At 69.6% G+C, this 11,946-nt stretch carries 8 protein-coding genes; all 8 read right to left on the bottom strand.

Annotated elements, in window-relative coordinates; genetic code table 11:
• Positions 1–22 precede the first annotated feature (22 nt).
• Complete coding sequence (locus tag AC0Z36_RS08035; protein ID WP_485462018.1) at positions 23–1,483, bottom strand: glutamate synthase subunit beta; 1,461 nt, start codon at positions 1,481–1,483, stop codon at positions 23–25.
• The gene (gene gltB / locus AC0Z36_RS08030) at positions 1,476–6,059 is read right to left on the bottom strand and encodes a glutamate synthase large subunit (RefSeq protein ID WP_485462017.1); all 4,584 of its coding nucleotides are present in this window, start codon (positions 6,057–6,059) and stop codon (positions 1,476–1,478) included. Before gltB ends, AC0Z36_RS08035 begins: the two co-directional genes overlap by 8 nt.
• A gap of 445 nt (positions 6,060–6,504) precedes the next feature.
• Positions 6,505–7,284 carry a VIT1/CCC1 transporter family protein gene (locus AC0Z36_RS08025; protein ID WP_485462016.1) on the bottom strand — a complete coding sequence of 260 codons (780 nt, stop codon included), beginning with the start codon at positions 7,282–7,284 and terminating at the stop codon, positions 6,505–6,507.
• Between the two features lie 4 nt (positions 7,285–7,288).
• Positions 7,289–8,413, bottom strand: coding sequence for a prolipoprotein diacylglyceryl transferase (gene lgt, locus AC0Z36_RS08020; RefSeq protein WP_485462015.1), 1,125 nt, complete (start codon positions 8,411–8,413; stop codon positions 7,289–7,291).
• Between the two features lie 13 nt (positions 8,414–8,426).
• Complete coding sequence (locus tag AC0Z36_RS08015) at positions 8,427–9,038, bottom strand: DsbA family protein (protein WP_485462078.1); 612 nt, start codon at positions 9,036–9,038, stop codon at positions 8,427–8,429.
• A gap of 304 nt (positions 9,039–9,342) precedes the next feature.
• A complete protein-coding gene (locus tag AC0Z36_RS08010) occupies positions 9,343–10,269 on the bottom strand; it encodes a DsbA family protein (RefSeq protein WP_485462014.1) in 927 nt (308 codons plus the stop codon).
• Between the two features lie 61 nt (positions 10,270–10,330).
• On the bottom strand, positions 10,331–10,864 hold the full coding sequence (locus AC0Z36_RS08005; protein WP_485462013.1) for a MauE/DoxX family redox-associated membrane protein: 534 nt from the start codon (positions 10,862–10,864) through the stop codon (positions 10,331–10,333).
• Between the two features lie 310 nt (positions 10,865–11,174).
• Complete coding sequence (locus tag AC0Z36_RS08000) at positions 11,175–11,921, bottom strand: DsbA family protein (protein ID WP_485462012.1); 747 nt, start codon at positions 11,919–11,921, stop codon at positions 11,175–11,177.
• Positions 11,922–11,946: the final 25 nt, after the last annotated feature.

Here is an 11,946-nt window from a genome sequence, read left to right as displayed (position 1 = left end):
ACGAGGTCTGGTGCCGGGCCGGTCAGACCAGCAGTTGCCGGTCCGTCGGCCTGATCGGCGCGGGCAGGTTGCTCGTGCCGGTCAGGTAGGCGTCGACGGCGGCGGCGCAGGAGCGTCCCTCGGCGATGGCCCAGACGATGAGTGACTGGCCCCGTCCCGCGTCTCCGGCGACGTAGACGCCGTCGGCGTTGGTGGCGTAGGAGGCGTCCCGCTTGACGTTGCCGCGTTCGTCGAGGTCCAGGCCGAGTTGTTCGATCATGCCGTTGCCGCGCTCGGGGCCGGTGAAGCCCATGGCGAGGAAGACGAAGTCGGCGGGGATCTCCTTTTCGGAGCCCGGGACCGGTTCGAACTTGCCGTTCTTGAATTCGACCTCGACGAGCTTGAGGGCCTTGACCCGGCCGTCGTCACCGCCGACGAACTCCTGGGTGTTGACGGAGTAGATCCGTTCGCCGCCCTCTTCGTGGGCGGAGGTGACCTTGTACGTCATCGGGAAGGTCGGCCACGGCTGGCCCCCGGTGCGTTCGTCCGACGGGCGGGGCATGATCTCGAGCTGGGTGACCGAGGCCGCGCCCTGGCGGTGTGAGGTGCCCAGGCAGTCCGCGCCGGTGTCGCCGCCGCCGATGATGACGACGTGCTTGCCGCCGACGTGGATCGGGGAGACGACGAGGTCGCCTTCCTGCACCTTGTTGGCGAAGGGGAGGAACTCCATCGCCTGGTGGACGCCGCCCAGTTCGCGGCCGGGGACGGGCAGGTCGCGGGCCTGGGTGGCGCCGGCGGCGATGACGACGGCGTCGAAGCGCTTGCGGAGCTTGGACGCGTGGATGTCGGTGCCGATCTGGACACCGGTGCGGAACTTGGTGCCTTCCGCGCGCATCTGCTCGATGCGGCGGTTGATGTGCCGCTTCTCCATCTTGAACTCGGGGATGCCGTAGCGCAGCAGGCCGCCGATGCGGTCGGCGCGCTCGTACACGGCCACGGTGTGGCCGGCCCGGGTGAGCTGCTGGGCGGCGGCGAGGCCGGCCGGTCCTGAGCCGATGACCGCGACGGTCTTGCCGGAGAGGAACTCCGGGGGCTGCGGGGCGACCGTGTTGTCGTCCCAGGCGCGGTCGATGATGGAGACTTCGACGTTCTTGATGGTCACGGCGGGCTGGTTGATGCCGAGCACGCAGGCCTGTTCGCAGGGCGCGGGGCACAGCCGCCCGGTGAACTCCGGGAAGTTGTTGGTCGCGTGCAGGCGTTCGCTGGCGCCGCGCCAGTCGTCGCGGTGGACGAGGTCGTTCCACTCGGGGATGAGGTTTCCCAGCGGGCAGCCGTTGTGGCAGAACGGGATGCCGCAGTCCATGCAGCGGCCGGCCTGCTTTCCGATGATGGGGAGCAGTGCGCGCTCCTCGTACACCTCCTTCCAGTCGCGCAGGCGGACGTCGACGGGACGGCGCGGTGCGTTCTGCTGGGGTGTGGTGAGGAAGCCCTTCGGGTCAGCCATGTGCCGCCTCCATCATCTTCTGGACGGTCTCGGACTCGGTGAGTCCGGCCAGCTCGGCGGCGTCCTTGGCTTCGAGCACTGCCTTGTAGTCGGTCGGCATGATCTTGGTGAAGCGGGCGGCGGCGGCGGTCCAGTCGGCCAACAGTGCGGAAGCGACCGTCGATCCGGTCTCCTCGGAGTGCCGGCGCACGATGTCGTGCAGTTCGGCGAGGTCTTCGGCGGAGGGGGTCTCGACACCGACCATGCCGGTGTTGATGTTGGCCGGGTCGGCGTCCAGGAGGTACGCGGCGCCGCCGGACATGCCGGCGGCGAAGTTGCGTCCGGTGGGGCCGAGGACGATCGCGCGTCCGCCGGTCATGTACTCGCAGCCGTGGTCGCCCACGCCTTCGGCCACGACGGTGGCGCCGGAGTTGCGGACGCAGAAGCGTTCGCCGACCTTGCCGCGGAGGTGGATCTCGCCGCTGGTCGCGCCGTAGGCGATGGTGTTGCCGGCGATGACGTTGTCCTGGGCGGCGGCGTTGATGGCGTCGGCGCGGCGGTCCGGGCGGACGATGACGCGTCCGCCGGAGAGTCCCTTGCCGACGTAGTCGTTGGCGTCGCCTTCGAGGCGGAGGGTGACGCCCTTGGGCAGGAACGCGCCGAACGACTGGCCGGCCGAGCCGGTGAGGGTGATGTCGATGGTGTCGTCGGGCAGGCCGGCGGCGCGGTAGCGCTTGGTGACCTCGTGGCCGAGCATCGTGCCGACGGTGCGGTTGGTGTTCTGCACCGGCAGTTGGATGCGGACGGGGGTGCCGTTTTCGAGGGCGTCGGCGGCCAGCTGGATCAGCTGGTTGTCGAGTGCCTTGCCCAGGCTGTGGTCCTGGGTGGTGGTGCAGTGCAGCGAGGCGCCCGCGGGCAGCTCGGGCACGTGGAAGAGCGGTGCGAGGTCGAGCCCGGCCGCCTTCCAGTGGTCGATCGCCTTGGTCGTCTCCAGGAGTTCGGCGTGGCCGATGGCCTCTTCGATCGTACGGAATCCGAGCTCCGCGAGGATCTCCCGTACTTCCTCACCGATGAACTCGAAGAAGTTGACGATGAATTCGGCCTTGCCGCTGAACCGGGAGCGGAGCTCGGGGTTCTGGGTGGCGACGCCGACGGGGCAGGTGTCGAGGTGGCAGACGCGCATCATGACGCAGCCGGAGACGACCAGCGGTGCGGTGGCGAAGCCGAACTCCTCGGCGCCCAGGAGGGCCGCGATGATGACGTCGCGCCCGGTCTTGAGCTGGCCGTCGGTCTGGACGACGATGCGGTCGCGCAGGCCGTTGAGCAGCAGGGTCTGCTGGGTTTCGGCGAGGCCGAGCTCCCAGGGGCCGCCCGCGTGCTTGAGGCTGGTCAGCGGTGAGGCGCCCGTACCGCCGTCGTGTCCGGAGACCAGGACGACGTCGGCGTGGGCCTTGGAGACGCCCGCCGCGACTGTTCCGACGCCGACTTCGGAGACCAGCTTCACGTGGATGCGGGCGGCCGGGTTGGCGTTCTTGAGGTCGTGGATCAGCTGGGCGAGGTCTTCGATGGAGTAGATGTCGTGGTGCGGCGGGGGTGAGATGAGGCCGACGCCGGGGGTGCTGTGGCGGGTCTTGGCGACCCAGGGGTAGACCTTGTGGCCGGGCAGCTGGCCGCCTTCGCCGGGCTTTGCGCCCTGGGCCATCTTGATCTGGATGTCGTCGGCGTTCACCAGGTATTCGCTGGTGACGCCGAAGCGTCCGGAGGCGACCTGCTTGATGGCGGAGCGGCGTGCGGGGTCGTAGAGGCGGTCGGCGTCTTCGCCGCCCTCGCCGGTGTTGGACTTGCCGCCGAGTCGGTTCATGGCGATGGCCATGGTCTCGTGGGCTTCCATCGAGATGGAGCCGTAGGACATGGCGCCGGTGGAGAAGCGCTTGACGATGGCGCTGACGGGTTCGACTTCGTCGATCGGGATGGCCGTACGGCCGTCTTTGAAGGCGAAGAGTCCGCGCAGTGTCATGAGGCGTTCGGCCTGCTCGTTCACGCGCGCTGTGTACTGCTTGAAGATGTCGTAGCGGCGGTTGCGGGTGGCGTGCTGGAGGCGGAAGACCGTCTCGGGGTCGAACAGGTGGGGTTCGCCTTCGCGGCGCCACTGGTATTCGCCGCCGATGTCGAGGCGGCGGTGCGACGGGGAGATGCCGCTGGGCGGGTAGGCGATGGCGTGGCGTTCGGCGACCTCGCGGGCCACCTCGTCCAGGCCGATGCCGCCCATCTTGGAGGTGGTGCCGCTGAAGTACTCGGCGATGAAGTCCTGGGCCAGGCCGACGCTTTCGAACACCTGGGCGCCGCGGTAGGAGGCGACGGTGGAGATGCCCATCTTGGACATGACCTTCAGGACGCCCTTGTTGAGCGCCTTGATCAGGTTCTTGATGGCCTGTTCGGGCTCGTCGGTGAGGAAGACGTTCTCGCGGGCGAGGTCTTCGACCGATTCCATGGCGAGGTACGGGTTGACCGCTGCCGCGCCGTACCCGATGAGCAGGGCGACGTGGTGCACCTCGCGCACGTCGCCGGCCTCGACGATGAGGCCGACCTGGGTGCGGGTCTTAGTGCGGATCAGGTGGTGGTGCACCGCGCCGGTGAGCAGCAGGGAGGGGATCGGCGCGTGTTCGGCGTCGGCGTGCCGGTCGGAGAGCACGATGATGCGCGCGCCGTCGGCGATGGCCGCGGCGGCTTCGCGGCGGATCTCTTCGAGGCGGTCGCGCAGGGCGGTGCCGCCGTCGTCGACGCGGTAGAGGCCGGAGAGGGTGACTGCTTTGAAGCCGGTCTGGTCGCCGTCGGCGTTGATGTGGACGAGTTTGGCGAGTTCGTCGTTGTCGATGACCGGGTAGGGCAGGACGACTTGGCGGCAGGAGGCGGGGGCGGGGTCGAGGAGGTTGCCGCCGGGGCCGAGGTAGGTGCCGAGTGAGGTGACGAGTTCTTCGCGGATGGCGTCCAGCGGGGGGTTGGTGACCTGGGCGAAGAGCTGGGTGAAGTAGTCGAAGAGCAGGCGGGGCTTGGTGGAGAGTGCGGCGATGGGGCTGTCGGTGCCCATGGAGCCGAGGGGTTCGCCACCGGTGCGGGCCATCGGGGTGAGGATGACGCGGAGTTCTTCCTCGGTGTAGCCGAAGGTCTGCTGGCGGCGGGAGACCGAGGAGTGGGTGTGGACGATGTGCTCGCGCTCGGGGAGGTCTCCGAGCTTGATGAGTCCGGCGTGCAGCCATTCCTTGTACGGGTGTTCGGCCGCGAGGGTGTTCTTGATCTCGTCGTCTTCGACGATGCGGTGTTCCGCGGTGTCGACGAGGAACATGCGTCCTGGCTGGAGGCGGCCCTTGCGGACGATCCTGGCCGGGTCGATGTCGAGGACGCCGACTTCGGAGGACAGGATGACGAGGCCGTCGTCGGTGACCCAGTAGCGGGAGGGGCGCAGGCCGTTGCGGTCGAGGACCGCGCCGATCTGGGTGCCGTCGGTGAAGGTGACACAGGCGGGCCCATCCCACGGTTCCATGAGGGTGGCGTGGAACTCGTAGAAGGCGCGGCGTGCTTCGTCCATGGAGGTGTGGTTCTCCCACGCCTCCGGGATCATCATGAGCACGCTGTGCGGGAGGGACCGGCCGCCGAGGTGGAGGAGTTCGAGGACCTCGTCGAAGGACGCGGAGTCGGAGGACGCCGGGGTCGCGATCGGGTAGAGGCGTTCGAGGTCGCCGGGGATCAGATCGGTGGTCAGCATGGATTCGCGGGCGCGCATCCAGTTGCGGTTGCCCATGACCGTGTTGATCTCGCCGTTGTGGGCGATGAAGCGGTACGGGTGGGCGAGTGGCCAGGCCGGGAAGGTGTTGGTGGAGAAGCGGGAGTGGACCAGGGCGAGCGCCGAGGCGAAGCGGCGGTCGGAGAGGTCGGGGAAGAACGGCTCCAGCTGGCCGGTGGTGAGCATGCCCTTGTAGACGAGTGTGCGGGCGCTGAGGGAGGCGAAGTAGACCTCGACCTCGCGTTCGGCGCGCTTGCGCAGGGCGAAGGCCAGGCGGTCGAGGCTGAGGTCCGTACGCTCCCCTGTGGCGTGCGAGACGAACAGTTGCGCGAAGCGCGGCATGGTGGCGCGGGCGGCGGGTCCGACGAGGTCGGGTGTGGTGGGGACGGTGCGCCAGCCGAGGACTTTGAGGTCTTCTTCGGCGGCGATGCGCTCGATGGAGGCCATGGCGCGGCCTGCCTGGACGTCGTCGTCGGGCAGGAAGGCCAGGCCGGCGGCGTACGAGCCCGCGGCGGGCAGGGCGAAGGCGGTTGCTTCGGTGAAGAAGTCGTGCGGGATCTGGGTGAGGATGCCGGCTCCGTCGCCGGTGTCCGGGTCGGCCCCGGTGGCACCGCGGTGCTCCATGTTGCGGAGCACGGTGAGTGCCTGGTCGACGATGTCGTGGCTGGGCTCGCCGGTGAGCGTGGCCACGAAGCCGACGCCGCAGGCGTCGCGTTCGTGCCGGGGGTCGTACAGTCCCTGAGCCGCGGGAATCGCGGAGAAGAGCGGGGCCTTGGGTGCGTTGTCCCCGTGGGAGGGGATGGCAGCAGGAGGCATGGGCGCTCCCGTCGTCGTCGTGGCATGTGGTGGCGCTGCAGGGACGACGTTGGCCCTAACGCGGTTTCGTGCAGGTTACATGACCGGTTCTGCAACGGGAACGCGGATTTTCGCTGTCCCAGCATCCGGACTGGCGTACGGATGTGCTCGCGGCGGGGTGCGCCGCGAGGTGTTCCGAACGTGTTGGTGTGGACTCGTTGTTCCCGTTGTTTTCCATGGCGAAACGACCGTTTCACCTATGTCTTTGCCTGTTTTCCGCTGGTGCCTGGCGAATACGTGACGTGTGTCGCAGGTGTTTCGCGGGCGTCACGGGCGTCGGGGCCGTCCCGGGCGTCAGCGCTGGCCCGGGCGCCGGGGCACTCGGGCCCGTCAGGGCCGTCTTGGGTGTCGCGGGCGTCACGGGCGTCCCGGGCGTCGGGGGCCGTCCTGGGCCGGTGGGGGCCGGTCAGCCGACGCTGCCGCCGAGGAGCAGGCCGAGGAGGTAGGTGAGTCCGCCGGCCGCGCCGCCGAGGACAAGCTGACGCAGGCCGCTGAACCACCAGGGCCGGGCGGTGACGGCGGCGACGGCCGCGCCGGCGGCGAAGAGGCCGATGGCGGTGAGGATGAGCGCGGGCCACAGGACCGTCGCGCCCAGGAGGTAGGCCAGGAGGGGAACGAGGGCGCCGACGGCGAAGCACAGGAACGAGGAGCCCGCTGCGGTCCACGGCGAGGGCAGGTCGTCGGGGTCGACGCCGAGTTCCTCGCGGGCGTGGATGGCCAGGGCTTGGGCGGGGTCCCGGGAGAGCTGTACGGCGACCTGGTGGGCGAGGTCGGGATCGACGCCGCGGGAGACGTACAGGTCGGCGAGTTCGCGGACTTCGGCTTCAGGGTTGCGGGCCAGTTCGAGGCGTTCGATCTCGACTTCGGCCCTGGCCAGTTCCGACTGGGAGGCGACGGAGGTGTACTCCCCCGCCGCCATGGAGAACGCGCCGCCCGCCAGGCCCGCGAGCCCGGTGATGACGACGGTCCTGGGCTCGACGTCGCCGCCGACCACCCCCGCGATGAGCGCGAAGTTGGAGACCAGGCCGTCCATCGCGCCGAAGACGGCGGGACGGAGCCAGCCGCCGGTGACGTCGCGGTGGTGCGGGTGGTGGTGGTCGGCGACGGGGTCGGTGCCTTGGGCGTGCTGGGGCGGCCGGTCTGGGAAGTTGTACCGTGCGTGGCGGGCCTGGAGCGGGTCCTTCATCGGATCAACTCTGCTTGAGGTCACCGGTGGCCTGCTCGGTGGCGGGGTCGGCGGGCTGGGTTACGGAGGATTCCGCGGCGGCGGATTCCGTGGCGGCTTCAGCGTCGGCTGCCGGAGCGTCGGCGGGTGTCCTGTCCTTGTCCGCGTCGCCCTCCTTGTCCTTGCCTTTGCCGGTGTCCTTGCCCTTGGCGGTGGGCTTGTCGCCGTCGGATCCGGTGCCGGCCGTCTTGTCACCGGTGGACTTGTCACCGTCTGCGGCCTCGTCGCTGTCGGACCCGGCTTCGTCTTCGCCGTGGAGGTCGAGGCCGCGCAGCGTTCCGGGCTCCTCGCGGCCGGGGTGGCGGCGGGCGGAGACGACGAAGTACACGACGGCGCCGATGAAGACGACGATCGAGGTCCAGTTGTTCAGGCGCATGCCGAAGACGTGCTCGGCCTCGTCGACGCGCATGTATTCGATCCAGAAGCGCCCGACGGTGTAACCGGCGACGTACAGCGCGAAGGCGCGGCCGTGGCCGAGCTTGAAGCGCCGGTCGGCCCAGATGACCAGGAAGGCCAGGGCGACGCACCACAGCGATTCGTACAGGAACGTGGGGTGGAAGGTGCCGGGTTCGCCCGGGTTGACGACGTTGTGGTCGCCGTCGATCTTCACCGCCCACGGGACGTCGGTCGCGCGGCCGTACAACTCCTGATTGAACCAGTTGCCCCAGCGGCCCGCGGCCTGGGCCAGGACGATGCCGGGGGCCATCGTGTCCGCCATCGCGGGCAGGGGGATGCCCCTGCGGCGGCAGGCGATCCAGGCGCCGACGCCACCGAAGGCGATCGCGCCCCAGATGCCCAGGCCGCCCTTCCAGATCTCGAAGGCCTGCCAGGGGTTGCCGTCCGCGCCGAAGTACGGGCCCGGCGTCGTGATCACGTGGTAGATCCGGCCGCCGATCAGGCCGAACGGCACGGCCCACACGGCGACGTCGCCGACTGTTCCGCGACGTCCCCCCCGGGCGACCCAGCGTCGTTCGCTCAACCAGATGGCGATTGCGACACCGATGATGATGGAGAAGGCGTAGCCGCGGAGCGGGAGTGGTCCGAGGTGGAGGACTCCGGTCGACGGGCTGGGAATGAAGGCGAGTTCCATGGCAGGGCAGACGCTACCCTGCCGGGTCGGCCGCGGGTGCAGTGGCCGGGGTACCGGGCGCGGCGGCACCCACCGGTGCGGGTCCGGGAGCTCCGGCCACGAGTTCCCTGAGCTTGTCCGGAGTCAGGGGGTTCTTCCTGTCACCGTTGATCTTCTTGCCGTCGAGCAGGACGGCGGGCGTCGAGTCGATCTTGTCCTTGTCGAAGGCTTCCTGGACGTCGCGGACCCATCCGGCGTGGGTGTTGTCGTCGACGCACTTGTCGAAGGTGTCGCCGCGCAGTCCGCCGACCTTGCCGGCGAGTTCGAGGAGCCTGGCCCGCTTGCCGAAGGCGTCGTCGGTCTCGGTGGGCTGGTTGTCGTAGAGGACCTGGTGGTAGTCGCGGAACTTCCCGGCGTCCTGGGCGCAGGCGGCGGCGTTGGCGGCGCGCTTGGAGCCTTGGCCCCTGCGGTTGCCCGCGACGCGGTCGATGAAGGACGCGATGCGGTATTCGACGCTGATCTTTCCCTGCTCGGCGAGTTCGCCGAGGGTTTTGCCGTACTCGGCTTCGAAGCCGCCGCAGGCGGGGCAGCGGAAGTCCTCGTGGACTGTGACGACGTGGGGGGCACCGGGGTTTCCGACGCCGATGGCGAGCTGTCCGGGGCCGGCGGCGGGCCCGGCGGCGTCGCGGGTGCCTGGTGCAGTCGTCGGCGCGGCGTTCGCGCGCCGCTTGCTTGCCTTCGCGGTTCCGCCGGCTCACCGTGTACCTCCGTGATCGTTTCCTTACGGAAAACGATCAGGTGCGGCACCGGAATAGTTCCGGTGCCGCACCTTGAGCGGTACTGCGGTTCGCCCGATCGGACGCGCCCCGGGATCGGATGCGGCTCACCGGACGCGCGACTGGTTTCCGGACGCGGGCCTCAGGGCGAACGTCAGGTCCCGGACGCGGGCCTCAGGAGGCCGCCGGGGTCGGCGTGACCGCCGGCGGGGCCTGCGGCGCGGTGAACGGCTTGGCCGGTTCGGCCTTCGGGGTGCTCCCGATGGCCTCGTCGACGGCTGCGCGGAACCCGGCGGGCGTGATGAGCCCGTTGGAGGAGTAGCCGGCACCCTTGCCGTTGGTGACCTTGATGATCTTGTTGTTGAGGGCGAAGGTCGGGGTGCCCTCGACCCTCACGCCGCCGACGACCGCCTTGTTGAACTCCTCGTTGGCCTTCTTCACCCACGGGGCGTACGTGCCGTTGCTGACGCACTGCTCGAACGCGGGGGTGCGCAGCCCGTCGACCTTGCCGGCCAGGTCGAGCAGGTAGCTCGACTTGGCGAACTTGTCGTTGGTCTCCGCGGGCTGGTTGCCGTAGAGGACGTCGTGGTAGGCCCGGAACTTGCCGGCGTCGGAGGCGCAGGCGGCCGCGTTGGCCGCGCGACGGGAGCCGGAGCCGGGGATCATCTCGTCGAGGAACGAGGCGACGTGGTACTCGACCCGGATCCTGCCCTCGTCCGTGAGTTTCTTGATCGTGTCGCCGATGACCTTCTCGGTCTCGTGGCAGATCGGGCAGCGGAAGTCTTCGTAGACGGTCAGGACCGCGGGGGAGTCCATTTTGCCGTCGACCAGTATCACGCCGTCGGTGCCCGTGGCACCCTTCGGGTAGACCAGGGGGTTGTCCTTGGTCTGTGTGGCGACCGAGGTTGCTTCCTTGTCGTCGCCCTTGGACTTGTGCGTGCCGACGGCGATGCCGACGCCGACCGCGACGGCGAGCACGCCCACGACGGAGCCGACGACCAGGAAGGTGCGCTTGCGCTTGTCCGCGGTCCGCTGGCGGGCGCGGTCTTCGGCCATGCGTTCGCGGGCGGTGCGCTTGGCGTCGTTGTTCTTCTTACTCATGTCACCGATCTCTTCGTCTGCTCAGCGGGGTCTGCTCAGCGGGATCCGCGGGTCGCGGGTGTCAGGACCGGGCGGCCGGGGCGTCGTCGTCCCAGGCCAGCTGGTTGTCCAGGGACACGCGGGTTCGGGGGTAGACGATGAGCCACGCAGCCAGGGCCATGAAGCCGATGTCCCGGAGGATCTCCTGGAGGTACTTCGTCTTGTCGGCGTCGACGGCGCCGCCGCCGCCGAAGCAGCCGCAGTCGATGGCCAGGCCGCGGGCCCACGCCTGGGAGATGCCCGCGATGAAGACGACGAGCAGGACCGCGGAGATGATCCCGCAGGCCCGGACGCCCAGGCCGATGACCAGGAGTGCGGCCAGGCCGAGTTCGAGGTACGGCAGGGCGTAGCCGATCGGCTTGACCAGGGATTCGGGCAGGACGTCGAACGCCCGTACGGCCTGGGCGGCCTTGTCGGGGTCGAGTGCCTTCTCGTACCCGGCCCAGGCCCACACGACGGCCAGGCCGAGTCTGACCGCCACGCCGGTCCAGGGGGTGGCGGTACGGAAGCGCTCGGCGCGGCCCGGTGGCCGGTCCAGGGTGGCTGCCTCGCTCATCGGGCCCCTCTTGTCGTCGTCTGGTGCCCTGCGGCACCGGTGTCAGCGCATGGAGATCGTGTGCCGCCCGGCCCCGGCTTCCGGAGGAGTTCCAGCGGGGGTGCCTGGTCCGGGCGACCGGAAGATTAGCAATGCACGGTGTCGCCGCACTGTAAGAACTCAGCGTAAGGACTCAGCGCGGGGACGCTGTGTGTCCGCGCAGTGGCGGTTCGGAACCGGTTCGCTACCTGTGTTCAACGTGCGAGCGGCCCGGAGGTTCCTCGTTCAGAGCAACGGATCCGGGCGAAGGATCCGCCGGGCGGCTGAACGCTCAGGCCTTGCCGCCGGCGGCGGTGACCTTCTGGTCGAGCAGGGCCCGGAGTCCGGCGACGGTCTGCGCGGCCTGGCCGGTGACGTTCTTCCCGTCGACGGCGATGTTCGGGGTGCCGGTGACACCGGAGGCCTCGAAGGCGGCTTGTGCGGCGGTCACCCAGTCCTTGTTGGCCGTACCGGTGACGCACGCGTCGAACGCCGGGGTGCGCAGCCCGGGGACCTTGCCGGCCAGGGCGAGCAGGTTGGCGTCGGTGTAGCCGTCGGTGGACTCGTCGGGCTGGGCGGCGAACAGGACTTCGTGGTACGCGGCGTACTTTCCGGGTTCGACGGAGCAGCGGGCTGCGTTGGCGGCCTTGGCGGAGCCGGTGCCGCCGAGTTTCCCGTCGAGGAAGGAGGCGATGTGGTAGTCGACTTTGATCTTGCCCGCTTCGGCGTAGTCGGCCAGGAGCGGGCCCATGTTCTTTTCGAACTTCTGGCAGTACGGGCAGCGGAAGTCCTCGTACACGGTGACTGTGACGGGGGCGCCGGCGCGGCCGACGCGGATGAGTCCGTCGGCGGTGGCGGCGGCCGGGAGTGCCGCGAGGTCGACCTGCCGGACCGGCGGTGTGGTCGCGGCGTGGGACCCGCGGGTGTCGCCGTCACCGTCGGCCAGCCGGATGCCGAAGTAGACGGCGAGTGCGCCGATCGCCAGGACGAGGACTGTGCCCAGTGCGAGGATCCGGCGGTTGATGCTGTTGGTGGCCACCTGTGCTGCTCCAGCGGTCGTGTGT

Source organism: Kitasatospora sp. UYEF31, from assembly GCF_057291755.1.
This window is presented reverse-complemented; position numbering and strand designations above follow the sequence as displayed.

Coding starts and splice junctions, on each gene's coding strand:
- AC0Z36_RS08005 (WP_485462013.1), bottom strand. CDS start 10,864: ATGAGCGAGGCAGCCACCCTGGACCGGCCACCGGGCCGCGCCGAGCGC.
- AC0Z36_RS08035 (WP_485462018.1), bottom strand. CDS start 1,483: ATGGCTGACCCGAAGGGCTTCCTCACCACACCCCAGCAGAACGCACCG.
- AC0Z36_RS08025 (WP_485462016.1), bottom strand. CDS start 7,284: ATGAAGGACCCGCTCCAGGCCCGCCACGCACGGTACAACTTCCCAGAC.
- lgt (WP_485462015.1), bottom strand. CDS start 8,413: ATGGAACTCGCCTTCATTCCCAGCCCGTCGACCGGAGTCCTCCACCTC.
- gltB (WP_485462017.1), bottom strand. CDS start 6,059: ATGCCTCCTGCTGCCATCCCCTCCCACGGGGACAACGCACCCAAGGCC.
- AC0Z36_RS08010 (WP_485462014.1), bottom strand. CDS start 10,269: ATGAGTAAGAAGAACAACGACGCCAAGCGCACCGCCCGCGAACGCATG.